The 25,732-nt window shown below is 61.1% G+C and carries 24 protein-coding genes and 8 tRNA genes; 19 read left to right on the forward strand and 13 right to left on the reverse strand.

Features of this window, described 5'->3' with window-relative positions; translation table 11 throughout:
* The first annotated feature begins 34 nt into the window (after window positions 1-34).
* Complete coding sequence (locus AADV58_RS12575) at window positions 35-1,015, forward strand: site-specific integrase (RefSeq protein WP_341743357.1); 981 nt, start codon at window positions 35-37, stop codon at window positions 1,013-1,015.
* A gap of 694 nt (window positions 1,016-1,709) precedes the next feature.
* Here the strand turns inward: AADV58_RS12575 and AADV58_RS12580 are convergent.
* Entirely contained in the window at window positions 1,710-2,669 is a 960-nt protein-coding gene (locus AADV58_RS12580; RefSeq protein ID WP_341743358.1) for a putative phage abortive infection protein, read from the reverse strand.
* Window positions 2,670-3,070: 401 nt separating this feature from the next.
* On the reverse strand, window positions 3,071-4,099 hold the full coding sequence (locus AADV58_RS12585) for an IS110 family transposase (RefSeq protein ID WP_341743359.1): 1,029 nt from the start codon (window positions 4,097-4,099) through the stop codon (window positions 3,071-3,073).
* Window positions 4,100-4,156: 57 nt separating this feature from the next.
* Between AADV58_RS12585 and AADV58_RS12590 the strand changes: the two genes are divergently transcribed.
* From AADV58_RS12590 to AADV58_RS12615, 6 genes are all read left to right on the forward strand, one after another.
* Window positions 4,157-4,564 (forward strand): transposase, encoded by a 408-nt coding sequence (locus tag AADV58_RS12590; protein ID WP_341743360.1) that lies wholly within the window; start codon window positions 4,157-4,159, stop codon window positions 4,562-4,564.
* The gene (gene tnpB, locus AADV58_RS12595) at window positions 4,561-4,890 is read left to right on the forward strand and encodes an IS66 family insertion sequence element accessory protein TnpB (RefSeq protein WP_341743361.1); all 330 of its coding nucleotides are present in this window, start codon (window positions 4,561-4,563) and stop codon (window positions 4,888-4,890) included. The genes AADV58_RS12590 and tnpB overlap by 4 nt, the downstream gene beginning before the upstream one ends.
* A gap of 62 nt (window positions 4,891-4,952) precedes the next feature.
* A complete protein-coding gene (tnpC, locus tag AADV58_RS12600) occupies window positions 4,953-6,476 on the forward strand; it encodes an IS66 family transposase (protein ID WP_341743362.1) in 1,524 nt (507 codons plus the stop codon).
* A 151-nt stretch (window positions 6,477-6,627) separates the two neighbouring features.
* The gene (locus tag AADV58_RS12605) at window positions 6,628-7,005 is read left to right on the forward strand and encodes a KilA-N domain-containing protein (protein ID WP_424243812.1); all 378 of its coding nucleotides are present in this window, start codon (window positions 6,628-6,630) and stop codon (window positions 7,003-7,005) included.
* 367 nt (window positions 7,006-7,372) lie between these two features.
* Entirely contained in the window at window positions 7,373-7,918 is a 546-nt protein-coding gene (locus AADV58_RS12610) for a BRO-N domain-containing protein (RefSeq protein WP_341743364.1), read from the forward strand.
* Complete coding sequence (locus AADV58_RS12615; RefSeq protein WP_028993571.1) at window positions 7,915-8,298, forward strand: hypothetical protein; 384 nt, start codon at window positions 7,915-7,917, stop codon at window positions 8,296-8,298. Before AADV58_RS12610 ends, AADV58_RS12615 begins: the two co-directional genes overlap by 4 nt.
* 738 nt (window positions 8,299-9,036) lie before the next feature.
* On the opposite strand, the gene AADV58_RS12620 is transcribed toward AADV58_RS12615, so the two are convergent.
* Window positions 9,037-9,111: transfer RNA gene (locus AADV58_RS12620), tRNA-Val, on the reverse strand.
* 98 nt (window positions 9,112-9,209) lie between these two features.
* Between AADV58_RS12620 and gltX the strand changes: the two genes are divergently transcribed.
* From gltX to AADV58_RS12655, 7 genes are all read left to right on the forward strand, one after another.
* Window positions 9,210-10,604, forward strand: coding sequence for a glutamate--tRNA ligase (gltX, locus tag AADV58_RS12625; RefSeq protein WP_341743365.1), 1,395 nt, complete (start codon window positions 9,210-9,212; stop codon window positions 10,602-10,604).
* Window positions 10,605-10,666: 62 nt separating this feature from the next.
* Window positions 10,667-10,742: transfer RNA gene (locus tag AADV58_RS12630), tRNA-Ala, on the forward strand.
* A 23-nt stretch (window positions 10,743-10,765) separates the two neighbouring features.
* Window positions 10,766-10,841 (forward strand) — tRNA-Glu (locus tag AADV58_RS12635).
* Between the two features lie 13 nt (window positions 10,842-10,854).
* A tRNA-Asp gene (locus tag AADV58_RS12640) sits at window positions 10,855-10,931 on the forward strand.
* Window positions 10,932-11,017: 86 nt separating this feature from the next.
* Window positions 11,018-11,093 (forward strand) — tRNA-Ala (locus AADV58_RS12645).
* Between the two features lie 31 nt (window positions 11,094-11,124).
* A tRNA-Glu gene (locus AADV58_RS12650) sits at window positions 11,125-11,200 on the forward strand.
* Window positions 11,201-11,211: 11 nt separating this feature from the next.
* A tRNA-Asp gene (locus tag AADV58_RS12655) sits at window positions 11,212-11,288 on the forward strand.
* A 75-nt stretch (window positions 11,289-11,363) separates the two neighbouring features.
* On the opposite strand, the gene AADV58_RS12660 is transcribed toward AADV58_RS12655, so the two are convergent.
* Window positions 11,364-12,287: a LysR substrate-binding domain-containing protein gene (locus tag AADV58_RS12660; RefSeq protein WP_341743366.1), complete on the reverse strand. Its 924-nt coding sequence runs from the start codon at window positions 12,285-12,287 to the stop codon at window positions 11,364-11,366.
* 95 nt (window positions 12,288-12,382) lie between these two features.
* Here AADV58_RS12660 and AADV58_RS12665 point away from each other — a divergent pair, with 95 nt between their 5' ends.
* Window positions 12,383-13,159: a ferredoxin--NADP reductase gene (locus AADV58_RS12665; RefSeq protein ID WP_028995271.1), complete on the forward strand. Its 777-nt coding sequence runs from the start codon at window positions 12,383-12,385 to the stop codon at window positions 13,157-13,159.
* 122 nt (window positions 13,160-13,281) lie between these two features.
* Window positions 13,282-13,593 carry a hypothetical protein gene (locus AADV58_RS12670; RefSeq protein WP_341743367.1) on the forward strand — a complete coding sequence of 104 codons (312 nt, stop codon included), beginning with the start codon at window positions 13,282-13,284 and terminating at the stop codon, window positions 13,591-13,593.
* 40 nt (window positions 13,594-13,633) lie between these two features.
* Here AADV58_RS12670 and AADV58_RS12675 read toward each other — a convergent pair whose 3' ends face one another.
* A complete protein-coding gene (locus tag AADV58_RS12675; protein WP_341743368.1) occupies window positions 13,634-14,257 on the reverse strand; it encodes a CBS domain-containing protein in 624 nt (207 codons plus the stop codon).
* Between the two features lie 146 nt (window positions 14,258-14,403).
* Between AADV58_RS12675 and AADV58_RS12680 the strand changes: the two genes are divergently transcribed.
* Entirely contained in the window at window positions 14,404-15,237 is an 834-nt protein-coding gene (locus tag AADV58_RS12680) for a mechanosensitive ion channel family protein (RefSeq protein ID WP_043421487.1), read from the forward strand.
* A gap of 106 nt (window positions 15,238-15,343) precedes the next feature.
* Window positions 15,344-16,714: a transglycosylase SLT domain-containing protein gene (locus AADV58_RS12685; RefSeq protein ID WP_051295436.1), complete on the forward strand. Its 1,371-nt coding sequence runs from the start codon at window positions 15,344-15,346 to the stop codon at window positions 16,712-16,714.
* Between the two features lie 10 nt (window positions 16,715-16,724).
* On the opposite strand, the gene AADV58_RS12690 is transcribed toward AADV58_RS12685, so the two are convergent.
* From AADV58_RS12690 to AADV58_RS12720, 7 genes are all read right to left on the reverse strand, one after another.
* A complete protein-coding gene (locus AADV58_RS12690) occupies window positions 16,725-18,689 on the reverse strand; it encodes an ABC transporter ATP-binding protein (RefSeq protein WP_341743369.1) in 1,965 nt (654 codons plus the stop codon).
* A complete protein-coding gene (locus tag AADV58_RS12695; protein WP_341743370.1) occupies window positions 18,689-20,065 on the reverse strand; it encodes an ABC transporter permease in 1,377 nt (458 codons plus the stop codon). Before AADV58_RS12695 ends, AADV58_RS12690 begins: the two co-directional genes overlap by 1 nt.
* Complete coding sequence (locus AADV58_RS12700) at window positions 20,062-21,039, reverse strand: ABC transporter permease (protein ID WP_028995275.1); 978 nt, start codon at window positions 21,037-21,039, stop codon at window positions 20,062-20,064. The genes AADV58_RS12695 and AADV58_RS12700 overlap by 4 nt, the downstream gene beginning before the upstream one ends.
* A gap of 39 nt (window positions 21,040-21,078) precedes the next feature.
* On the reverse strand, window positions 21,079-21,963 hold the full coding sequence (locus tag AADV58_RS12705) for a bile acid:sodium symporter family protein (RefSeq protein ID WP_341743371.1): 885 nt from the start codon (window positions 21,961-21,963) through the stop codon (window positions 21,079-21,081).
* A 36-nt stretch (window positions 21,964-21,999) separates the two neighbouring features.
* Complete coding sequence (locus AADV58_RS12710; RefSeq protein ID WP_341743372.1) at window positions 22,000-22,467, reverse strand: hypothetical protein; 468 nt, start codon at window positions 22,465-22,467, stop codon at window positions 22,000-22,002.
* Entirely contained in the window at window positions 22,464-22,769 is a 306-nt protein-coding gene (locus tag AADV58_RS12715; RefSeq protein WP_028995278.1) for a hypothetical protein, read from the reverse strand. Before AADV58_RS12715 ends, AADV58_RS12710 begins: the two co-directional genes overlap by 4 nt.
* A 169-nt stretch (window positions 22,770-22,938) precedes the next feature.
* Window positions 22,939-23,026: transfer RNA gene (locus AADV58_RS12720), tRNA-Ser, on the reverse strand.
* Between the two features lie 69 nt (window positions 23,027-23,095).
* On the opposite strand from AADV58_RS12720, the gene mltF reads away from it, so the two are divergent.
* Window positions 23,096-24,433 carry a membrane-bound lytic murein transglycosylase MltF gene (mltF, locus tag AADV58_RS12725; RefSeq protein WP_341743373.1) on the forward strand — a complete coding sequence of 446 codons (1,338 nt, stop codon included), beginning with the start codon at window positions 23,096-23,098 and terminating at the stop codon, window positions 24,431-24,433.
* Here the strand turns inward: mltF and serS are convergent.
* A complete protein-coding gene (gene serS, locus AADV58_RS12730; RefSeq protein WP_028995280.1) occupies window positions 24,400-25,680 on the reverse strand; it encodes a serine--tRNA ligase in 1,281 nt (426 codons plus the stop codon). The genes mltF and serS overlap by 34 nt on opposite strands.
* Between the last annotated feature and the right edge of the window lie 52 nt (window positions 25,681-25,732).

Genomic DNA, 25,732 nt, shown 5'->3' on the forward strand with positions numbered 1-25,732 from the left:
CTCCGGTCACCCAGTTGTCACCCTGGAGCACCAGATGGCAACGATTAGACAGAGGAATGACCGCTGGCAGGTCATCATCAAGCGCAAGGGCTACCCGACCCAATCCAAGACCTTCGACCTCCGAAAGGATGCCGAAAAGTGGGCACGCCAGCAGGAGCGGTCTATGGATGCAGGCCAGTGGCAAGACCGCACGGAGGCAGAGCAGACCACCCTTAAGGACCTCCTGGAGCGCTACAGCAGAGAGGTAAGCAGCACCAAGCGAGGGGCCGAGATTGAGGCGTACCGGATTGAACTGTTCAAGCGCTCCTCCCTGGCTCAGTACGCACTGTCGGCGATAACTGGCCGGCTCGTCGCTGGCTGGAGGGATGAGCGCCTAAAGGAGGTCTCTTCGGGGACCGTTCAGCGGGAGCTAACCCTGCTGGGCCATGTCTTCGCTGTAGCTATCCGGGAATGGTGCATCGCCCTGCACAGTAACCCGGTAAGTCTCGTCCGCAAGCCCGCCCCCGGCAAAGCCCGCGATAGAGTCCTGACCGCCCCCGAACGGGAAGCCCTACTGGGTGCCTGTGCAGAGTGCCGTAGCCCCTGGATTAAGCCCATCGTGGTCTTTGCCCTGGAGACGGCTACCCGGCGGGGGGAAATCCTCTCCCTGACCTGGGCCAATGTGTCCATGGAGAGCGCCACAGCGCTTGTCAGTGGCAAGACGGGTTCCCGGAAGGTGCCCCTATCACCGGCCTGCCTGGACGCCCTCAGAGGCCTCCCCCGTAGCATTGATGGGCGTGTCTTCCCGGTCACGATAGAGACCCTGAAGCAGGCCTATGCAAGGGCTGTAAGCCGCGCTGGCATCAAGGATTTCACCTTCCACGACCTCCGCCATGATGCCCTGACCAGACTGGCCCGGAAGGGGTTCAACATCCTGGAGCTACGCGCTATCTCAGGCCATGCCACCGCCAACATGCTGCAACGCTACGTGTCCATTGATGCAGGCGACCTAGCCAAGAAGCTAGCCAGTGCTTAAAACGCTCGCGTCTCTCTCATCCCCTGTTTTTTCGTAGTCCCCCTCAATACACCTTTAGGAGCCTCTACCATGGCCTTCAGCTTCAACCTTACCGCCCCCTTCCGTTTCTCCTTCAACGCCTCAAAGGGGCATCTGTCGATGTTCTGGGGGCGCTCTGAAAGGGGCTTTGTCCTGGAGGCTGGGCACGGGTCCAATCCCGGCCTGCTGCGCGTGGAGACCTGGAGAAACCCCCTCTGTGGGAGCTTCAATGCTGCTGCCTTGGGCCTGCATCTGGTAGTGGCTAGCCCCGCTGCTACACGCTAAGCAGGGGCATCTGGAGGGGCTTCTGTGGGAGGCCCCTTCCTCGTTCAGTCCCAAGGGTCTTGGAAATTACCCGCTTTCCTTATCTTTTCCGATATGGAGTAGCAGGCAAACAGCGATGTCCCGATGACCCACACCACGCCGATGGGGTTCAAGCCGGCCAAGTCTAGGGCGTTAGCCACAGTCAGCCATGCAGCAATCCACGCAAGAGCCCAGGAGATGCGTACAAGGACCTTGGGGAGTCGCCCCTTAAGACCCGTTGCCCACATCGACAGAGAGAAGAGCAGCGCAGCACATAGGGCGGCAAGGTTGAATGAAATCATAGTGGGCTAGTGGGGATAATGTCCGGAATCTCGGAGGTTACCAAGGGTGGTTCCTCGCTCAATGAACTCTACTAGCAACGCCTGGCGGCATCTGAACTGTAAGCTGTGATTGCGTACCCAGTTGCATCCATGGGGCACGCCTTAAGAATCCCGAGCAGTTTGTCGGATTCAATCGTTAAATTATCAAACAGGGCATACCGCTCGATCAGAGGCTTGAAGTTTTTTCCTTTGGCGGTCATTCCGTTATAGAAAAGAAAAACCATTTCAATCCAGGATAGCTGACTCCTAACGATACCCACGTATAGCCATTTATCTTTTTCTTGCAAGAGGTCAGCCGGTTGTTCGTCTATCCACTTTAGCAACCGATAAAGCACTCTGTAGAAGCTATCAAGTTTGTTTTCGTGCTGGTCATAAAGCGCAATCCATGCAGTATTGGCAGCCTTTGAAATGACAGGGTAATGCTCCACGCCTGCTTTGTTCAGGGAATCTAGTTGAAAAGTCAGCAAGGCATCTGAAAGGGCGTTGCCTGTGTTGGGTGCTACAGCAAAATATGCATCCCAGCCGGCTATGTCTTTCGAGCATAGAGTGGGCTGCCAAATAGCCCTAAGGGCTTCTCTTCCGTACTTCTCGCCATGAGTAATCTCACCGAGTATTTGGCGATAGGTCCCCAGCCATGCAAAGAAGGTTTGTTCGAAGCTCTGACGGCGGATCGCTTCGTTCTGCGACTTGAGAGCATCTGCAGAGTTCCTCAGTTCCTCCGTCGAAAGCCGCATTTCTCGGCTCTGATAGAGGATCGTTAGGAACAGTCCGACAACTGAGATGAAGCCAAAGATGGGGTTTAGGGTGCCGCCGAAGTAGTCACCTAATTGCCCCCATTCGGCACGGGCTTCGGCCTCTGCGCTGGTGTCTTTCGGGGCGTTCTTGTCTGCTTCTGCTGTTCTCTCTTTTACTGCTCTAGGCTGAATGGATTGATCGAAGGAGGACCTATAGGAGGTATAGACCTCCCATCCGTAAGCGCCCGGCAAACCCATCTGTAAATTGACGCGTTAGACCTTGAAGATCGTGTCCCTTTAAAAACGATGGTGGACATAGATGGTCGCCCCCTGTTTGCCAAGCTTTCAATCAATAATGGTAGATAGGTGGAGATTGCAGCCATAGATCCGGACTTTTTTCGGGCTTTGGCCCTGTCCCTGATGGAATATGCTGGCAGCTTCCCTCATCACTTTCACGAGTTGTGACACTCCGTGTCCACCGCAGGGTTTTGCTGCCACGGTCTTACCTGTCTCGCCATCACGTCATGATTGCCTGTGCAATCGGTGGTTCTCCTTGAAGTGTGCTGCCGTTGTCTTGCTAGGTTGCAGGGTTATCCACGGAGCCATGGGCCGAAGGTACCTATAGACCGTAGGCCTGTGGCTCGGTGGATAACCCGTGTTCATGCCACCAGTCCGTAATCCGCCTTGTAGTCCCGATCCTGGGCCAGGAGCGCCCAGACAATCCGGGCGTTCTTGTTGGCCAGTGCCACGGCGGCCACATTCTTGTTGCGTCGTCCCATGACGCCGGCTAGCCAGCTCCTGGCGTGTTCTGCCTTGCGTTCGGCCACCCGAATGACGGCGCGCGCCCCGTGGATCAACAGTGTCCGCAGATAGGTGTCGCCCCGTTTGCTGATTCCCAGCAGAGTCTGCTTGCCGCCACTGGAGTTCTGCCGCGGCACTAAGCCGAGCCAGGCCGCCAGTTGTCGGCCATTCTCGAAATTTCGGGCGTTACCAATGGACGCCACCAGCGCACTGGCTGTAATCGGGCCAATTCCGGGTATCTGTGCCAGCTTTTTGCTGGCGGCATTCTCGCGATGCCAGGCTTGAATTTGGACTTCCAACTCCTGGGCTTGCCGATCCAGTTCCTTGATGTGGTCTCCCAGACGGGCAATCAGGTGACGAAAGATGCCGGGCAAGCCATTCTCGCCGTCTTCGAGGATTTCTGGCAGGCGCTTGCTGATGTGCGCAATGCCTTGGGGAATGATGATGCCGTACTCGGCCAGCAGGCCACGAATCTGATTGGCCTGGGCTGTCCTTGCCTTGACGAAGCCTTGGCGTGCCCGATGCAGCGCCAGTACGGCCTGCTGCTCGCCATGCTTGATCGGCACAAAACGCATATTGGGTCGGCTCACCGCCTCACAGATTGCCTCGGCATCGGCCGCGTCATTTTTGTTCGTCTTGACGTAGGGCTTCACAAATTGCGGTGCCATCAATTTGACCGTATGCCCCATCGCTTGCAGCTTGTTCGCCCAAAAATGCGCACTGCCGCAGGCCTCCATGCCGATTAGGCAAGGCGTCAGGTTGGCGAAGAAGGCGGCCATCTGGTCACGCTTCAATGGCTTCTTCAGTACGGCTTTGCCCCGTTCATCCACGCCATGAACCTGGAACACGTTCTTTGCCAGATCAATACCAATCGTCGTAAGCTTCATTTCGGTCGCCTCTCTTGCTGGGTGGGAATTTCCATTCGCCACACTTTGGCACTACTGATGCCGTTTCAAGTAGGGGCGACCATCCCATTACTTTCGATGGAAATCCAGAAGCCAAGTCGGCGCAGGCGGCATCACCCGGAGGAATTCAAGCTGGCGGTGATTGAGGCGTGCTGCGAACCAGGTGCCTCGGTCGCCGGCATTGCGATGGCGAATGGCGTTAATGCCAATCAGGTCCGGCGCTGGATGCGTGAGCGCGGTATTGAACCGCCGACGCGACGCGTAGCGATGCCTGTGCTCGAAGCGACGCCGGCACCGGCCTTCGTGCAATTGCCGATGGCCCCGGCCATGCCGACATTGGGCGATATCCGGATCGAAGTCCGCCGGGGCAACACCGCGATCAAGGTCGAATGGCCGGTCCAAGCGTCCGGCGATTGCGCTGCCTGGTTGCGCGACTGGCTGCGATGATCCGGGTTGATGCCTTGTGGCTGTCGACCCGGCCGCTGGACATGCGGGCAGGAACGGAAACAATCCTGGCTCAGGTGGTGCGGATATTTGGCGAGGCGCAGCCGCACCATGCCTACCTCTTTGCCAACCGACGCGGCACCCGGTTGAAGGTGCTGGTGCATGATGGCTACGGCGTTTGGCTGGCCAACCGGCGACTGAACCAGGGGCGATTTCAGCTTCGCCCCGGCGATGGCCGTACCGGACTCACCCGGGGGCAGTTTGATGCGCTGATTCTTGGCCTGCCCTGGGAACGTCTGGCCGATGGCGGGGTGATTCGAGTTCTTTGATCGTCCACTATTGGGGAAGTCCACGATAGCCAGTTCGCCTTGCTGGCGGCATGATGTCGGCCATGACCTTGCCCGCCAACCTCGATCAACTCAGCGCCGACGAACTGCGCGAACTGGTTCGTCAGCAAGCCGAGGTCATTACCCGCAATGATCGGGAACTGAACTGGCGCAAGATCAAGATCGACAAGCTGACGCATGAGGTGGCGTACTACAAGCGTCACTACTTCGGCATCAAGGCAGAGCGCTTGCCGGTTGAACAAGGGCAACTGTTTGAAGAAACCCTCGCTGCCGACATGGCGGCGATCACCGAAGAACTGGCACAGCTTTCCGAATCGAAACCGAAGGGCCAAGCCAAGCGCAAACCCCTGCCGCCGGAACTGCCGCGTACCGAGATTCACCACGAACCGGAGTCGACCACCTGCACCTGCGGCTGCCAAATGCAACGCATCGGCGAAGATGTCGCCGAGAAGCTGGATTACACGCCCGGCACCTTTACAGTCGAACGCCACATCCGTGGCAAATGGGCCTGCGCTCACTGCGAAACACTGGTCCAGGCCCCAGTGCCCGCCCATGTCATCGACAAGGGCATCCCGACCACCGGCCTGCTGGCGCATGTGTTGATCGCCAAGTATCTCGATCACCTGCCGCTGTATCGTCAGGAAGGCATCTTTGGCCGGGCTGGTCTGCCGATTCCGCAATCGACCCTGGCCGAGTGGGTCGGTCAGATGGGCGTCACCCTGCAACCGCTGGTGGATGCGCTGAAGACCGAAATGCTGAGCTATCCGGTACTGCATGCCGATGAAACACCGGTGGCGATGCTCGACCCCGGCAAAGGAAAGACGCATCGGGCCTACCTGTGGTCCTACAGCATCGGCGCTTTCGAACCGATCAAGGCCGTCATCTACGATTTCGCCGACAGCCGGGCCGGCAAGCATGCCCAGGAGTTCCTCGACACCTGGCGCGGCACACTCGTCTGCGACGATTATGCAGGCTACAAGGCGCTGATTGCCGACGGCGTGACCGAAGCGGGTTGCATGGCCCATGCACGCCGCAAGTTCTTCGATCTGCACGCCAACAACCAGAGCCAGATTGCCCAGCAGGCGCTGGTCTATATTCAGAAGCTCTACCAGGTGGAGCGGGAAGTTGCCGAACTGAGCCCTGACGAACGGCAACGAATACGCCAGGCGCAGGCCAAACCGATTCTGGATGAATTCCACGGCTGGCTGACCCGCCACCGATTGCAGGTGCCCAGTGGATCATCGACGGCCAAGGCGATTGATTACAGCCTCAAACGCTGGACGGCACTCGTCCATTACATCGACGACGGTCAGGTGCCGATCGACAACAACTGGATCGAGAACCGCATCCGCCCGATTGCTACGGGCCGGAAGAACTGGCTATTCGCCGGCAGCCTGCGCGCCGGCAAACGGGCGGCTGCCATCATGAGCCTGATCCAGTCCGCCAAGCTCAACGACCATGATCCCTTCCTCTATCTGAAGGACGTCCTGTCTCGCCTGCCAACCCAGCCCAACAGCCGGATCGGCGAGTTGCTCCCGCATCGCTGGAAGCCAGAATCCGCCACCTGAATCAGAAATCAACCTGGGTTTGCCGGGCGCTTACTCCCATCCCACATATCCGCCGACTAAGACGAGTAACAGCATCACATAGGGGATGAGGTCAAGGGGACTGCTTGTTTTCTTTTTGGTCTCTGTGTTCGCCATTGTCTAGGCTCGATGGGTGATTACGTCAGCATGTTACACCAACACCCTCCGCACCGAATCCTTTAACGGCCTCCCCATCGTCTTCCGGGAGGATGGCTATATCAACATGACCAAGGCAGCGAAGCACTACGGCAAGCGCCTGGATGAATTCATGTCCAACAAATCCACGCAGGAATACATCGCTGCCATACAAGACGTAATACCGGGAATTACCGGGATTACTCAGGGCAAGCGGGGTTTTGGTGGGGGCACCTTCTGTCACCCCAAGCTGGCCGTCTTCTTCGCCCGCTGGCTGGATGTCCGCTTCGCTGTGTGGTGTGACCTGATGATTGACAACATCCTTAAGGGGCACATCCAGACAACCGTGGTAGTGCCCACTGAAGAGGCCCTGTAGATTGGCTTTAAGTTATTGATTTATCGTTGTTTTTAAGGGGTTTTTAGGGGTAAAACCCACCTATCGCATTTAGGGGGTGCGGGGGTGTGGGGGAGAGGGGGATTCCTTTCCGCCATTCTGCTGCCCACCTGATGCGTTCCTTTAACCCTTGTAAGAAAGCATCTATGAATCATGTACGAAACGAGGCGGTAGTGTTCCGCCAGGTCGCCTTCCCGGTCTCCGCATTCGACCACCTGAAGGATTACCTCCGCAGCTATGAGCATAAGCACGGGGTCAAGATCACGAATAGCCAGGCGCTAGCCCTGATCCTGGCAGAGCATAAGCAGGCGGCTACCGCTGGCCTTATGGTGGCTACTGGAGGTGCAGCATGAACGCCCCCAGCACTTCCCTCCAGGTCTTCCAGTTCGACAACGTAGCTACGGGGGCCAGTCTGTCCCTGAATGCCTTTGAGAAGGATGGGCAAGTCTGGTTTGTGGCTAACGATGTCTGCGCAGCACTGGGGTTGAGAAACAGTCGGCAGGCTCTGGCTACGTTGGACGATGATGAAAAGGGTGTATGTATTACTGACACCCTTGGGGGTCGCCAGCAGGTTGCCATCGTCAATGAGTCCGGGCTGTACTCCCTCATCTTCCGTAGCCGCAAGGAAGAAGCCCAGCGCTTCAAGAAGTGGGCCACCTCCCAGGTCATCCCCTCCATCCGCAAGCATGGGGGCTACATCAACGGCCAGGAGGCCCTTGGGGCTGAGGACCAGCAGGCTACCCTTCAGGTCATCCAGCAGGAGGCCGAGAGGGCTAGGGCCAAGCATTACGAGGACAAGGAGGCGCGTAGCGATGCGCTGAGGTTCATGGGCAGGACTCCCAGCTATGGCCCTGGAGGGAACCCCAGGAGGAAGCTGAAGGGGGCTGCACGATGAAGCGGGCTAGCACTCTGCCTTTCTTCCAGGTCGATAGCGGCCAGGTCCTGGCATCCTCCATGGGGCGGACTCATGAGGAAATGGGGCTGTTCCTGATGCTGATGGTGATGTACTGGGAGAACGATTGCAGGCTTCCCCCTAGAGAGCGCTTGGCGGAGGCTCTTCAGGTGCGCGGCAAGAAGCTGGCAACCCTGGACAAAGTCATTGCTATCTTCTTCCCTGATGGGGTCAATGAGCAGTTGGACCTGTGCAAGGCCAATGCCCTGAAGACCAGTCAGAGGCAGTCAGCAAATGCCAAGAAAAGGTACGCCGATTCCGGGAAATCTCAGGAAATCTCAGGAAACCTTCAGGGGCGTGATTTGGGGGCTGCTGATTTCTAGGAAATTTCCCTTATAAATCAGTCCATGTCATCTGCCACGGCACTGCAACGGCTCTGCCATGGCCTGCCACAAGAGAATAGAAGATAGACAATACAAGAGAAGACAACCTATACAAGACAATCCAGAAGATGCCTCTTCCAAGATAGACCACCTATTCAGGGAATATCCTTGATTGATGGCTATGTACTGGCTTGTCTGTGTAGGTTGTCCCTCAAGTAAGGGAGTCCTTGTAAGGGGTGGCCTAGTACGTGGTCTCATCCCTACTAGGCATCTTAAGAGGCCTCTAAAGAGTAGCCTCCAGATTGCTGCCTACTCATGGCCATAAATTCTGGGGAATATTTCTGAGAGGTCCATCCTTCTACCGCTGCTGCTGTCTTCCCCCGTGGGGGCGGTCTGAAGCATAGGCCCCGGAAAGATGCCTTGCGGGCTCGAAGGAGGTCTATCTCCAGGGGGAATCCCTAGAGGCACCCTCCGGGACGCACAGGAAGGGGCCTAGAAGGCGCTGTAATGCCTTTGCCTACACGCACCTATGCCTGGAGAGGGTGGGCTCTTGTAGGGGCTTCCTGTGCTGTCAAGACTGGTGGGGTAGGTGCTGCTGTGGTAGCCTGGATATAGGCAGTCGGTCACCCGGCTGTCACCCTGAGTCACCCGAAACCCAAAACTGGGGACCGGCGAAAGGGGCAACGCTTGAGGACTAGAAAAGAAAAGGCCTGATTTCTCGGGCCTTCAGGTGCTCGATGGTGGGCGGTACTGGGTTCGAACCAGTGACCCCTGCCGTGTGAAGGCAGTGCTCTACCACTGAGCTAACCGCCCATCGAGGAAGGCGCGCATTTAACCATAACTCGCGCGACGGGTCAAACCTTGGTCGGCTAGAATACCGGACTTTGATCCAGACCGACGATTCGATTCCAATGAAGCCTGTCCGCACCCGTTTTGCCCCCAGCCCCACCGGTTACCTGCACATCGGCGGCGCCCGCACTGCCCTGTTCTCCTGGGCCTATGCGCGCCGCCACGGGGGCCAGTTCATCCTGCGCATCGAAGACACCGATGTCGCGCGCTCTACCCCGGAAGCCGTCCAGGCCATTCTCGACGGCATGGCCTGGCTGGAACTGACCCACGATGAAGGCCCCTTCTACCAGATGCAGCGCATGGACCGCTATCGCGAAGTGATCCAGCAGATGCTGGCGGCCGGCACCGCCTACTATTGCTACACCAGCCGCGAGGAACTGGACGCCCTGCGCGCCGAGCAGGATGCGCGCAAGGAAAAGCCGCGCTACGACGGCCGCTGGCGCCCCGAGGTGGGCAAGACCCTGCCGACGCCACCGGCCGGCGTACCGCCGGTGATCCGCTTCCGCAATCCCACGGACGGCGTGGTCGCCTGGGACGATGCGGTCAAGGGACGTATCGAAATCGCCAATGCCGAACTCGACGACCTGATCATCGCCCGCGCCGACGGCACACCGACCTACAACTTCTGCGTCTGCGTCGACGACTGGGACATGGGCATCACCCACGTCATCCGCGGTGACGACCACGTCAACAACACCCCGCGCCAGATCAACATCCTGCAGGCGCTCGGCGCCGAAGTGCCGATCTACGGCCACCTGTCAATGATCCTCGGCGACGACGGCGCCAAGCTGTCCAAGCGCCACGGTGCCGTCTCAGTCATGCAGTACGACGAAGACGGCTTCCTCAAGGAAGCCGTGATCAACTACCTGGCGCGCCTGGGCTGGTCGCACGGCGACGACGAAATCTTCACCCGCGAGCAGTTCGTTGAATGGTTCGACCTCGACCACATCACCGCCTCCGCCGCCCAGTTCAACACCGAAAAGCTGCTGTGGCTGAACCAGCACTACATGAAGCAGCTGCCGGCCGTCGAACTGGCCGCGCACATCAAGCGCCGGCTGAGCGCCCGCAACGTAGACAGCGATACCGGCCCCAGCCTGGAGAAGGCCGTCGCCCTCTACGTCGACCGCTGCAACACGCTCAACGTGCTGGCTGACGCAGTCGAGGTTTTCTACACCACGGTCACCCCGAGCGCGGAACTGCTCGCCCAGCACCTGACCGAGGAAACCCGGCCGGCGCTGGCCGATTTCGCTGCCGGGATCGCCGAAGTCACCTGGGAAATTCCGGCGATTGCCGCCCTGATCAAGGAAACCATCGCCCGCCACGGCCTCAAGATGCCGAAACTGGCGATGCCGCTGCGTGCCATCCTGGTCGGACAGACGCAAACGCCGTCGGTCGATGCGGTGATCGAGCTGATCGGCCGCGACCGTGTACTGGCGGCCCTGAAAAAATATCTCTGAAAATCGTGAAAGGCCCTTTACAAGGGGAAAGACGCTCCCTATAATGCGGCCTTCTTTCGAGCGGGGGTATAGCTCAGCTGGGAGAGCGCTTGCATGGCATGCAAGAGGTCAGCGGTTCGATCCCGCTTACCTCCACCATAAAAGCTCGAAGGAAAGTCCGGGTCCCCATCGTCTAGAGGCCTAGGACACCGCCCTTTCACGGCGGTAACTGGGGTTCGAATCCCCATGGGGATGCCAAAGGTTTTGGTGCGGAGTGGTAGTTCAGTTGGTTAGAATACCGGCCTGTCACGCCGGGGGTCGCGGGTTCGAGCCCCGTCCACTCCGCCAATTTACAAATCCGGTTGATCCGGTTTGTTTTCTGCCAGTCGCGACGGCGACGGCATGAAGCAAAGATTCGGCTGTCTCTCTGAACTGGGGGTATAGCTCAGCTGGGAGAGCGCTTGCATGGCATGCAAGAGGTCAGCGGTTCGATCCCGCTTACCTCCACCAGGCACCGAATCGACAAGTTTGCGTAGTCCGGGTCCCCATCGTCTAGAGGCCTAGGACACTACCCTTTCACGGTAGGTACCGGGGTTCGAATCCCCGTGGGGACGCCAAGCTTTAGCGCGGAGTGGTAGTTCAGTTGGTTAGAATACCGGCCTGTCACGCCGGGGGTCGCGGGTTCGAGCCCCGTCCACTCCGCCAACATACATTAACGCCTTGTAGCATCGTGGCTTCCACGACACTACAAGGCGTTTTGTTTTGAATGACCCCTACCCCTCAGCGGATGAAGGGCAAAGCAAGATCGCCTGTACTGCTGGCGCCTGCGCTGGCGGCAAGGCAGGCCTGCCTGAACAGACGGCCCGCCGCCCCCGTATTGCGGCGCCGGTGACTGGCAAAATAGAAATGCCGGCGCAGGTCAAATTGCGGCGTCGGCAGTTCGATCAGACTGCCACGCCGGAATGCCTCGCGCAGGGACAAGCGCGACAGGCAACCCAGCCCCAGGCCAGACTCGACAGCGCGCTTGATCGCCTCGGTATGCTCCAGTTCCAGGCCCAAGCGGAACTTGCTCATCCGGCTGCCAATACAGCGGTCGAACTGGCTACGCGTTCCCGATCCCGGTTCGCGCAATATCCAGGCGTGCGCCGACAAGGCGGCATTATCGACCTTGGCGCTACCAGCGAGCACGTGTCCGGGCGCGCAGAAAACCACCAATTCGTCGGCCAGCCAGGGTTCGACCACCAGATCAGGGTGAACCACCTCGCCTTCGATCAAGCCGAGATCGCATTCGAAACGCAGCAGGCGCTCGACCACGGTTTCGGAATTGGCGACCTGCAGTTGCACCGGTGATTGCGGATACTGTTTCATGTAGTCGACCACAATCAGCGTTGCCAGGTAGTTGCCGATCGTCAGCGTCGCGCCAACATTCAGCGGCCCCGGCCGCCCGCCAGACAGGTAATCCTCAAGTTCCCGGGCCTGCCCGATCAAGCTCTCGGCCAGCGGCAACAGCCCGCGCCCGGCACTGTTCAGGTGCAGGCTCTTGCCAATCCGGTCGAACAACGGACAGTCGTACAAACGCTCCAGTTCGACCAATGCGCTGCTAGCCGCCGATTGCGACATGGCAAGACGCCCGGCTGCCTGCGAAACATTCTCGCTGCGAGCCACCGCGGCAAAGATCTCCAGTTGACGCAGTGTCAGTCTCATATCGACTCAGTAGATAAGCAATAGCCAAATTATCCGCTTTTTGATTTAACGCACAACACCTATGCTGAAACCATTGCCTCCCACCGGACCTCACCATGAGCAACTTCAATCACGAAACGGTCATTTCCGTTCACCACTGGAACGACAGCCTATTCAGCTTCCGCACCACGCGTGATCCCGGCCTGCGTTTCACCAACGGACAATTCGTGACCATCGGTCTGGAAGTCAACGGCCGGCCGGTGATGCGTGCCTACAGTGTCGCCAGCGCCAATTACGAAGAACATCTGGAGTTTTTCAGCATCAAGGTACCGGACGGTCGGCTCACCTCACGCCTGCAACACCTGCAACCGGGTGACAAGCTCCTAGTCAGCCGCAAGCCAACCGGCACGCTTGTCCTGCGCGACCTGAAGCCGGGAAAGCGGCTGTTCCTGTTCGCCACCGGCACCGGCCTGGCACCCTTCATGAGCCTGATCCACGATCCGGAAACCTATGAGCGTTTTGACAAGGTGATCCTGATCCACGGCGTCCGCCGGACCAACGAGCTGGCCTATCACGACTACATCGAAGAAGATCTCAGGAATCACGAATACCTGGGTGATGAAATCCGCGAAAAACTGATTTACTACCCGACCGTCACCCGCGAGCCGTTCCGCAACGAAGGCCGGCAAACCGAGTTGATCCTTTCCGGCAAGCTGTTTGCAGACATCGGCGAAACCCCGCTCGACCCAGCCACGGACCGCGGCATGATCTGTGGCAGCCCGGCCATGCTCAAGGAAGTTTCCGCCATGCTCGACGGCTTCGGCTTCAAAATCTCACCGCACATCGGTGAGATGGGTGACTATGTCATCGAACGGGCCTTCGTCGAACAATAGGTAGAAAGAATCGCGCCGTCATCCGCTATTGAGTGCACAACGATTCCCCTCAACTTTCCTGAAAATCACGCGTTAACTCACACAGGGTAATCGTTTCAGACCCTCATCCAAGGAGAGTCACCATGCGTCACTTCACTCCGGACAATATCGACGTCCTTGCCGTATCGGCGATCAGCGCTGCGGCTTACCTTGATGCGTGTGACCAGGGAGACCAGACAACCCAGCTCGACCCACGTTGTTACCAGGCCTGCGGCAAAGTGCTCAGGGAAATATTCTCGATGCTCGATCCAGCCATTCATTTTCCGGTCCTGATCGAACAATCTGCTGCTGCCCGCGAAGTTGCCGAATCACTGCGCATCGGCAAGCTCATCAGCATCAGCCGCCTCGCTTACTACCCTGAACTGAGCATATTGCTGAATCGCGCGTCGGTCTGAATCCACGACGCTCAGCGCATCATTTTCGGCGCACGAAACTTCAACGCCACAAACTCAACGGTGGGTCCGTCATCACGGCACGAAGGATATCCGTCCGCGAAACGATGCCGACGATCCGTTCCCCCTCATTGAGGATCGGCACGGCACTCAGCCCGCTCTGGATCATCACGTCCGCGATGCGCCTGATGTCGGTGACCGGCGCGGCAGCGACAACCGGGGAAGTCATCACGTCGCTGACGCGTCGCTTGAGGTTTTCCAGTACGCGTTCTCCCTCGAGGTCAATCACGGTCAGCAAATCGCGTTCGGTCACCAGGCCGATCAGCCGCCGTGCTTCATCGAGGACCGGCGCCTGATGGATCTGCCGTTCCTGCAGCAGATGCCAGGCATCCACGACTGAACTCATGTGCTCGACGACGGCGACAGGCCGGCTCATGATCTGCGCGGCATGGAACAGCGGCCCCCGCTCAAGATCAGCGGGCAGCATTTTCCGATAAGCCGAAACGGCTTCCTGCGCCAATGGTGTCGCCACACTCTCTGCCCCGATCTCGTCACCATCGCGACTGACCCCGCGTGCCCGACGTGCCTGAAGCAGCGGGTGAACACGGTTCATCGCCTCCAGGCTGCCACTGAACACCTGACCGGTCATGCCGTAAATGGAAAACATCCGGGCCTCCTCGGTTGATGGTCATTTCCAGGCCGCTGCCAATCCGCCGCCATTCGTTCGATACAGGGTAGGCAAGGAAGTTCTTTTGATAAATACTGCCGCCGATGATCGACACTTCGAAATTAACAGCAAATCCGGATTGAACCATGTCGACACTGACCGACCTCTTCAACGCCATTCCCGGCCAATGGGAAAAGGTGATCGCCACTGTCGCGCTGATCGCCATCGGCATGCTGTTCTCTCATCTGTGGGCCCGCTACCTCTCCCGGGGAGAGATTTCGGCAGAAAAACGGCGACTGCATCTGGTCTGGGCCAGAAACGTCATCTGGTTCATGATCTTCACCATCGTCGTTTCCGTCTGGGCATCGACCATCGCCGGCTTCGCCCTGTCCCTGGCCGCGGTCGCCGGCGCCATGCTGATCGTCAGCAAGGAATTGCTGATGTGCGTGCTCGGCTATCTCTACATCACCCTGGTTCGTCCGTTCAAGGTCGGCGACCTGATCGAGATCAACCAGCTCAACGGCCGGGTCATCGACATCGACATGTTTGCCACCACCCTGGCCGAACTCGGATACGCGGGGCAACTGACAGGAAAGGTGGCCGAATTTCCCAACGGAATGCTGCTGACGACCCCGCTGAAGAACACGTCGCCGACGGGAGAATACGTCCTCCATCTGTTCCGGATGCCGCTCCCTGAAGGGGCGGCACACGACCTCGATCAGGTCGAGGTTGCCGCCCTGGCCGCCGCCGACGAAGCCACCCGGACCTGGCAGACCGAGGCGGAAGCGCATTTCCGGAAAATTTCCGATGAGAGTTTCATCGCCTTCCCGTCGGCACGCAGCAAGGTGCTGTGGGATTTTTCCGACCCCAAGCAACTGATGCTGGTGGTACGGATCGCTTGCCCGGCGCAGCAGCGGCTGAAGGTTGAGCAGTTCATCTTCCGCGAGACCTGGCGCGCCCTGAGCCGGGACAAGGCGTGAACGACAAGGGCGGCGGTAGCCGGTGTTACATTTCCACACCGAGTCGACGCTTTCTCCTCCGTTATAATCCTGCGTTTGCCCCACTTCGCGCCCGGAGCCTCGGTCAATGCCGTTTTCCCAAGTTCAGCCGTCATCCCGTCGCCTTGCCGGCCTGATTCTCGGGCTTCTGTTCAGCACTACCAGCCTGTCGGCGCTTGCCGAAACCGACTTCAACCCGCGTTTGAAGACAGCGATCCCCGAGAGCCTGCAGATGCTTTCGCTGGACGGGTTCAAGGTTCAGGAAATCCAGCCGCAGCCGGAATTGCCGCTGACCATCGATCTGACGCTGCGTACCCACGATCTCTGGGACCGGCTGCGCCAGGGCTTTGCCATGATCGACCTGAACGACGACCTCGTTCTCCATTACCAGCAGTGGTACCAGAATCGTCCCGGCGCATTGCGCCAGATGATCGAGCGCAGCCGGCCTTACCTGCATCACATCGTCGAGGAACTCGAAGCCCGTGGCATGCCGACCGAACTGGCGCTGCTGCCGATGGTCGAGAGCTCGTTCAACCCGATGGCCCATTCGCCGGCTGCCGCTTCCGGCCTGTGGCAATTCATCCCGGCCACCGGCAAGCGCTTCAACCTGCAGCAGAACTGGTGGCGCGACGAACGTCGCGACGTCATGGCCTCGACCAATGCCGCGCTCGACTACCTGCAAACCATCTACGAGATGCACGGCGACTGGCACCTGGCGCTGGCGTCGTACAACTGGGGTGAAGGCGCGGTCAAGCGAGCCATCGAAAAGAACGAGGCACGCGGCCTGCCGACCGATTACCCCAACCTGACGATGCCCAAGGAAACCCGGCACTACGTTCCCAAGCTGCAGGCGCTGAAGAACATCCTCGGCAACCCGGAAACCTTCGCCCGGCTCGGCCTGCCGTTCATTCCGAACCAGACCTACCTGGCCACCGCCGCCTCGCCCCGACCGATGGACGTCAAGACGGCAGCGCGCCTGGCCAACATGACGCTTGAGGAATTCCGCCACCTCAACCCCTCGCACAACCGCCCGGTGATCAATGCAGACACGCCGGTCGTCTTGCCAGCCGATCGCGTCGACACCTTCATCGAAAACCTCGCCAACCACCCCGCCCCGCTCACCCAATGGCAGGGCTATGCCGTCCGCTCGGCCGAACGCGTCGGCGAAATTGCGGCCCGCCTCGGCGTCAGCACCAACGAGTTGATCCAGGCCAACGGCCTGCCCGGCAACGTCCGCCTGGCTGCCGGCTCCAAGATACTGATCCCGGGCAACGGCAATCAGGAAGGCCTGCAGCGGATGCTGGGCATGGAGTCGTCGCCGGCCATCATCCAGCCGGAACCCAAGGCAAAGAAGCTGACCAAAAAGACCAGCAGCAAACCGGGCACCGCCAAGAACAGCCGGGCAGCACCGAAAAAAGTCGTCAAGGCGACGCCCACCAAGAAAAACACCAAGAAGTAGGCAGCGCCCCTCAGTTCACCCAGTGGCAAACCGCGACATGCGTGTCGCTCAGGGTCTTGCCATCGGGATAGCGCTCCCGGCAGACCTCGGTCGCCTGCGGGCAACGCGGATGGAAATGACAGCCTGACGGTGGCTTGGCTGGCGACGGCGTTTCACCCGGCAGGCGGATGCGCTCGCCGGCACCGTCGAGCCGGGGAACCGGCACCGCCGACAGCAGGGCCTGGGTATAGGGGTGACGCGGATTGCCCAGCACTTCGTCGGCGCTACCGCGCTCGACGATACGGCCGAGATACATGACCGCCACGTCGTGCGCCAGGTATTCGACCACGGCGAAGTTGTGGGTGATGAACAGGTAGGCCACGCCCAGTTCGCCCTGCAGGGTTTTGAGCAGGTTGAGGATCTGCGCCTGCACCGACACGTCGAGTGCCGAGGTCGGCTCGTCGCAGACCAGCAAGGCCGGCTGCACCGCCAATGCGCGGGCGATGGCGATACGCTGGCGCTGACCGCCGGAGAACTCATGCGGGAAGCGCTCGGCCGCGTCGTCCGGCAAACCGACCTGCTGCAACAGCGCGCGCACCGCCGCCGCTGCGTCGCCCCCGACGCCCAGCGCCGTCATGCCTTCGGCGATGATTTCGCCGATGCGCAAACGCGGGTTGAGCGAAGCAAACGGGTCCTGGAAAATCATCTGCAACTGCCGCCGCGCGGCGCGCAGATCGCGCCCGGACAAGCCGGTCAGTTCCTCGCCGGCCAGCCGCACGCTGCCCGCCGTCGGCCGGATCAACTGCAGCAGGGCCTTGCCCACCGTCGTCTTGCCGCAACCGGATTCGCCGACCAGGGCCAGGGTGCGACCGGGCGAAATGGCCAGCGACACGCCATCGACCGCATGCACGTGGCCGACCGTACGCTGCAGGATGCCCTTGCGGATGGGGAAATGCACCTTCAGGTCGGCAACGTCGAGCAGCGGGGCCTGCCCGCTGGGCAGCGCATCGGCGACGGACGACACCGGGGCAGACGCTTCCTGTGCCCCCTGCCAGTGGCAGCGCACCGCGTGCCCGGGCTGCGCCTCGCGCCAGGCCGGCGACTGCTCGCGGCAGACCGGCATGACCTGCGGGCAGCGGTCGGCGAACCTACAACCGGCCGGCATCGCCGCCAGCGACGGCACCTGGCCGGGAATCGTGGTCAGCGTCATGCCGCGCCGCGACACGTCGGGCAAGGCGGCGAACAAGGCCTGGGTATAGGGATGGCATGGGGCCGAGAAGAATTCCTCGCGACTGGCCACCTCGACCAGTTCGCCGGCGTACATGACGCCGATGCGATGGGCCATGCGCGCGACGACGCCGAGGTCGTGGGTGATCAGCAGCATGCCCATGCCGCGTTCGGCCTGCAGTTGCGCCAGCAGGTCGAGGATCTGCGCCTGCACGGTGACGTCGAGCGCGGTTGTCGGCTCGTCGGCGATCAGCAATTCGGGTTCGCCAGCCAGGGCGATGGCGATCATCACCCGCTGCTTCATGCCGCCGGACAACTGGAAGGGATATTCGTCAAGCCGGCGCTCGGGGTCGGCGATGCCGACCTGGCGCAGCAGGTCGAGCATGCGCGCGCGCGCCGCCTCGCCGCGCAGGCAGCGATGGCGTTCGAGCACCTCGCCGATCTGGCGGCCGACGGTGAGCACCGGGTTCAGGCTGGTCGCCGGCTCCTGGAAGATCATCGCCATGCGTCCACCGCGATAGGCACGCATTTCGGCTTCGGAGCGCGCCAGCAATTCCTCGCCGTCGAGCTGCACGGAACCGCCGACGATGCGCCCGGCCGTCGGCAGCAGGCGCATCAACCCCTGCGCGGTGGCCGACTTGCCGCAGCCCGATTCGCCCAGCAGGGCAAAGGTTTCGCCCCGTTCGATGGCGAAGGAAATGCCGTCGACGGCGAGCAGGGTTCGCTCGCCGCTGGCGAAGCCGAGACGGAGATCCTTGACTTGCAGCATCAGGCGGCCCTCGGGTCGAATGCGTCGCGGACCGCGTCGGCGAACAGGTTGGCGGCGAGCACCAGGATGAACATGGCGCTGAAGGCCGCCGCCAGCGACCACCAGACGACCGGCTCGCGACCGAGTTCCATGCGCGCGTTGTTGATCATCGTACCGAAGCTGGTCATCGTCGGATCGACGCCGATGCCGACGTAGGAGAGTACTGCCTCAGCCAGCACCAGCCCGGAAAAGTCCATGACCAGCGCGATGATGACGATGTGCATGAGGTTGGGCAGGATGTGGCGCAGGATGATCCGCCAGTTGGACACGCCGAAGGCCTGCGCCGCCTGGATGTATTCGAGTTCCCTGAGCTTCAGCGTCTCGCCGCGCAGCAGCCGGCACAGGCCGGTCCAGCTGGTGATGCCGAGAATGAAACAGAGCGCCAGCAGGCGCAGGTCGGCGCGCTCGGCGGCGGTGGCGAACCATTCGGGGTGCGTGTCGATGACCACCTGCATCATCAGCACGGCGGCGGCGATCAAGAGCACGCCGGGAATCGAGTTGAGCACGGTGTACAGATACTGGATCAGGTCATCAACCCAGCCCCGGAAATATCCGGCAACGATGCCCAGCACCACCGCCAGCGGCAGCATCACCAGCGTCGTCACCAGGCCGATGATCAGCGCCGTGCGCACGCTCTTGAGAATCTGGTAAAGCACGTCCTGGCCGACCTTGTCGGTGCCGAAGACGTGGTAATCGCCGGCCAGTAGGAAGACCGGCAACAGCACCAGCAGCATCGCGCCGAGCGTCGCCAGCACGGCATTCCAGGCAAAGCGCGTGCGCCCGCGCCAGACCGCCACCCAGCCACCGCAACGCGCCGCTACCAGCGCGGCCAGGGCCAGCCAGACGAGCGCCGCCAGGCCGACCGCACGCAAGGCGGTCATGGCGACATCGCCACCTCGTTGCGCCGGATCGTCGAGATGCACGCCGCCGAACTTCAGGCGCGGGAATTCGCGCACCGTGCCGACACCGGGCACCTCGGTCGTTTCCTTGGCATGCAGGTGGGTGGCCAGCGGCGACGAATAGGTCTTTTCGTTTTCGGTGCGCAAGGGGCCGACCAGCGCATCGAGCACCGACAGCACCTCGATCGCGTATTGCGTCTGCTCGCCCGGCTGGCTTTCCAGCGCCGGCCGGTAATGCAGCGAATCGAGCAGGCCGACCAGCACGAAGGCCAGCAGCACGGTCGCCGACGCCATCCCCGGGCGGCTGGCGCCGACCCGCCGCCAGGCGGCGAGCAAGGGCGGGCTGCGGGAAATCAGCAGACCCAGCCCGATACCGGCTGCCAGCAGCAGCCAGACCAGGATATCGGACCACAGGACGACGATCTGGAAGTCGCTCATGAGAACCGTATCCGCGGGTCAACCAGGGTGTAGGAAATGTCGGTCAGGATCAGGCCGACGATGTACAGCACCGAGCCGATGAAGACCATCGAGCGGACCACGGCAAAGTCCTGGGCGTTGATCGCGTCGATGGTGTAGCTGCCCAGCCCGGGAATGCCGAAGAAGGATTCGGTCAGCAGCGAGCCCATGAACAGCAGCGGAATGACCACGACGACGCCGGTCAGGATCGGGATCATCGCGTTGCGCAGGATGTGGCGGAAGAACACCACGGTCTCGGCCAGCCCCTTGGCGCGGGCCGTGCGCACGTAGTCCTTCGACACTTCCTCAAGGAAGATGGTCCGGTACCAGCGCGTCGACGAGCCGATCCCGGAAACGACGCCGATGAACACCGGCAGGATCAGGAAGCGCCAGGCGTCGAGCCCGTCGCCGAAACCGGAAATGGGCACCAGTTTCCACACCTTGGCGATCAGGTACTGGCCGCCGATGATGTAGAACAGCCCGGAAATCGACATCAGCGCGACGCACAGCACGACGCCCCAGAAATCCAGCGCCGTCGCCCGGAAGAAAGCCAGCAGCAAGGCCAGGCTGACGGTCACGAACAGGCCGAGGATGAAGGTCGGTAAAGCAATTGCCAGCGACGGCCACATCCGCGCCTTGATTTCGCGGGCAATGTCGCGACCGTCGTCGGCCCGGCCGAAATCGCCGACGAACATGCGCACCGACTTCTCGAAGAAGATGGTGTCGGTCAGCGTACCGACACCACCGGCCGCCGCATTGACGAACAAGGGCTTGTCGTAGCCGCGATCAAGCTTCCACTTCTCGATCGCCTCCGGCGTCACCCGTTTGACGCCAAGCTGCATGCGCGCCATGTCGTCCGGCGTGTTCACGATGAAGAACAGCGCGAAGGTAATGAGGTTGACGCCGATCAGGATCGGCAAGGCGTACAACAGGCGGCGGAAGATATAGGCAAGCATCGCCGGCGATTATCGCAGAAGTCCCGCCGCCGTCATCACTCAGGGAAGCGCCAGGCCGCCGGCACGCTGGCGGCGGACGAAGTACAGGAAAGCCAGGGCGCCGAGGTTCATGGTCAGCGCATAGACCACGCTGGGCACGGCCAGCTCGGCCTGGCGGAACAGCGAAATGGCGACGAAGATGCCCATCCCGGCATTCTGCAGGCCGCACTCCAGCGAGATGGCGATGGTTTCCCGGCGCGCCAGCCCGGCCGCCCAGGCCAGCAGCGCGCCACCGAGCATGGCCACGACGTTGAGCAGCACGGTCGCCGCCCCGACCTCGGGCAGGCCGGCAACGATGGTCTGGCGATGGCTGATGAAGGTGACAACGACGATGGCGATGAAGAAACCGGTCGCCAGCCGGCTGACCCAGGCCTCGCCGCGTTCGCCGATCAGACCGGCGCGCAGGCGCAGTAGCATGCCGACGACCACCGGCAGGGTCGTCACCAGCAGCACACCGGCCAGCAACTTGCCCAGCGGCATGTCGCCCGGCCGGAACAGGGCGCCCGCCGGCAAGTCCCCCGCCTGCCACAGCATCAGGAGGTTGATCACCAACGGCAGGGTCAGCGCCGCAAGCAGGCTGCTGATCGTCGTCATGACCAGCGACAGGGCGGTGTTGCCGCGTGCCAGATGGGTCAGAAAAGCCGAACTGACGCCCCCCGGACAGGCGGCGAGGATGACCAGACCGAGCAGCATCGTCGGCGACAGCCCGAGGCCCAGACCAATCGCCAGGGCCACCAGCGGCAGCAGGAAAACCTGGGCCACCAGGCCGACACCGAGCGCCCGCCAGTCGCCGAGCACCGCCCGGAAATCGGCCACGCGCAAGGACAAGCCGAGCGAAAACATGATGAAGGCCAAGGCCAGCGGCAGGAAAAGGGTATCGATCATGGGTTTGCGTTTATGGTCCGGCGCAGTACCGGCAGATCACGCCTCAAACCCTGGCACTGCAGCCGCCACGCGTTTCAGCAAGGATTCAAGCAAGGGGACAGCGGCAGCAGCCTGATTCAGAAAAGCCGCCTTCACCGCATCATCTTCAGGGTAATCATGGGCAAAATGGTTCCTGATGACCCGAAGCGTATTCCAGTCGTCGATGCTACCCAGAAAGCCCAATTGCTCAAGACGATTCAGCTTATCCAGCATCGGCCGGTTGCCATAGGGCTCTTGGAGATAATCCAGCAAGGCCGGATAGAGGCGCCCGCCCATTGCATCTTGCAACTTGGTGAATCTGAGGATGAATTGATCCCAATCCTGAACAGTTTCGTCATCCATTCCAGCGAGTGCCTCGGCCTTGACCGGAAAATTGGCAGCCAACGCCCCCATTGCATGTCGAAGATGATGGAGATGTTTCTGGCACTGGCGCCAGGCTTCGTCAAGCACCAGCGCCCCGTTCATAGCCGAACCCCCTGGGCTCGAGCAACATCGTAAATGGGTAAATGCTGGCGACGGCCGGGGTAATCAATCAGAAGATCGATTTTTTGCTCTCCCATTTCACGATAGAGCCGGGATACGAAACGAATGTGCGCGGCAGCAATCAAGGCCGGGTCATTGAGTGAGGTTTCGATCAGCAGATCGATATCGCCGCCTTTTTTATTGTCATCAACGCGCGAGCCAAAAAGACGCACCGTCGCCGACGGCTCAAAACACTCGGCTGTCGCCACCTTGACCACTCGCCGTTGCTCTTCACTCAGCCTCATGCCTGCCTCCAGGAATCACCCATTGGCGAAAATTACCTGAAAAAACGGGGAAAAACCACGGCATAATCCTCCCGGATATCTTACTTCTCGCCTGACACAAGCCCCAGGAGGGTAGCCACCTTGATGACCAAAACAAAAAAGCGCCCAGGTGGGCGCTTGATGATGTTGCTGGCGGAGAGGGAGGGATTCGAACCCTCGGTACCTTTCAGTACGCCTGATTTCGAGTCAGGTACAATCGACCACTCTGCCACCTCTCCGCAGCGGCCGAGATAATAGCACAGCTTATGCGAGGATTTAACAGGCTCGTCACGATTTTGGTCATCTCATTGACCTTGAACGCCTGCGGCGACACCCTGCCCTTCCCCACACCCGGCGGCCAGGATCTGGTCGTCGTCACCCAGACCGGGCCGTTGACCTACAGTGCCGACGAAGCCGGCGCGGCAACCGGGCTGGAACACGACCTGACCCGACTGCTGGCCGAAGAACTCGGTGTCGCGGTGCGCCACGAGGTCATCGAACCGGGCGAGATCGGCGACCGACTCAACGGCCGCGGCTACCATCTCGCTGCCGCCTGGCTGTCGCCGGCGGCCGATACCAGCATCGAATCAACGCCGCCGCTGTTCAGCACGCACGACATCCTGGCCCAGCACGAGGCCTCGCTACCGCTGCAATCCCTCGATCAGCTCAGCGGCAAGACGGTCCATGTCCTGGCCGGCACCCGGCAGGCGGCAACGATGCAGCGTCTGGCCCAGGAAATTCCCGAGCTGACCGTCGAGGTGGTCGACCAGGGCAACATCATCGACCTGCTCGAAGCCCTCGGTGAGCAGAAGGTCAGCTACGTCGCCATGGACGGGCACCTGGAAGAACTCGCCAACCAGTACGTACCCTCGCTACGCAGCACGCTGAAACTCAGTGAAGCCGCGCCCATTGTCTGGTGGCTGGGCAAATCGCCGAACCCGGAATTACGCGCGCGGGTTACCGCCTTCATCGAGAAAGTGCGTCAGGACGGCACGCTGAACCGGCTGAAGGAACGCTACTTCGGTCATGTCCGGCGCCTCAAGCAGGCGGATGTGGAGAAATTCCTCGGCCAGATCAGGACCACCCTGCCGGCGCTACGCAAGCATTTCCAGGAGGCCGAACGGCAGACCGGCATCGACTGGCGGCTGATCGCCGCGCTGGCCTACCAGGAATCGCACTGGGACCCGTTCGCCACCAGCTACACCAACGTCCGCGGCATGATGATGCTGACCGAGGAGACCGCCGACCGGCTCGGCGTCGGCAACCGGCTCGATGCGCGCGAAAGCATCATCGGCGGCGCCCGTTACCTGAACATCCTGCGCGACGGGCTGGCCGACGTTCCCGAACCCGACCGCACCTGGCTGGCGCTGGCCGGCTACAACATCGGCCCCGGCCACCTGAACGCGGCGCGGACCATCGCCCGCCAGCTCAAGGCCGATGCCGATGCCTGGTACGACATGAAACGCGTCCTGCCCCTGCTAGCGCGGCCGCAATATTACAGCCGGCTGAAGTCTGGCCGGGCGCGCGGCGGCGAAGCGGTGATCATGACCGAGAACATTCGCAGTTACTACGACATCCTGTCGCGCAACGAGCCGCCGCTGAGTGTCGCCGATCAGGCGCCCAGGCTTTCCAGACCGCCCATGTAGGGGCGCAGCACGGCCGGGATGGTGACACTGCCGTCGGCCTGCTGGTTGTTCTCGAGAATCGCCACCAGCGTACGACCGACAGCCAGGCCGGAACCGTTCAGCGTGTGGCAGATTTCCGGCTTGTTCTTGTCGTTGCGGAAGCGCGCCTGCATGCGGCGCGCCTGGAAGGCGCCGAAATTGGAGCACGACGAGATTTCGCGGTAGGTATTCTGCGCCGGCAGCCAGACTTCCAGGTCGTAGGTCTTGGCGGCGGAGAAGCCCATGTCGCCCGAACACAACACCATGCGGCGGTAAGGCAGTTCCAGCTTTTCCAGGATGACTTCGGCGTGACGGGTCAGTTCCTCATGCGCCGCCGCCGACATGTCCGGATGGACGACCTGCACCAACTCAACCTTGTCGAACTGGTGCTGGCGGATCATGCCGCGCACATCGCGACCGCCCGAACCGGCTTCCGAACGGAAACACGGTGTGTGGCAGACGAACTTCAGCGGCAGCGCTTCGGCCGCCAGGATTTCGTCGCGGACGATGTTGGTCACCGGCACTTCGGCGGTCGGAATCAGGTAGAGCGGATCCTGGTCGCCGCGCAGAACCTTGAACAGGTCTTCCTCGAACTTGGGCAACTGGCCGGTGCCGTACAGGCTGGCGGCGTTGACCAGATACGGGGCGTAGAGCTCGGTGTAGCCGTGCTCGGCGGTATGCGTGTCGAGCATGAACTGGGCGAGCGCGCGGTGCAGGCGGGCCAGACCGCCCTTCAACAGCGAGAAGCGGGCGCCGGAAATCTTGGCGGCGGTGGCAAAATCGAGCTGGCCGATGGTCTCGCCGACGTCGGTGTGATCCTTGACCGGGAAATCAAAAACGCGCGGCGTGCCCCAGCGCTTGATCTCGACGTTGGCGGTTTCGTCGGCGCCGACCGGCACCGACGCGTCGGGAATGTTCGGCAGCGCCGCGAGGATGGCGTTGAACTCGCCGAGCAGTTCGGTCAGCCGCGCTTCGGAAGCCTTCAACTCGTCGCCCAACGCGCCGACCTGGGCCATGACTTCGGACGCATCCTTGCCCTGCCCCTTCAACATGCCGATCTGCTTGGACAGGCTGTTGCGCTGCGCCTGCAGGTCCTGGGTACGGGTCTGCAGCGTCTTGCGTTCGGCTTCGAGCGCCGAGAAGGCGGAGAAGTCGATCGGCTTGCCACGCTTGGCAAGGCCTTCGGCGACGGCGTCAAGGTTGGAGCGGAGTTGTTGGATGTCGAGCATGGTGGTTCCCGGAAAACAGCGGCATTCTTGAAGCGGCGAATTATACGCGAGG

The sequence above is a fragment of the Azonexus hydrophilus genome (assembly GCF_038368255.1).
Classification (GTDB): domain Bacteria; phylum Pseudomonadota; class Gammaproteobacteria; order Burkholderiales; family Rhodocyclaceae; genus Azonexus; species Azonexus hydrophilus.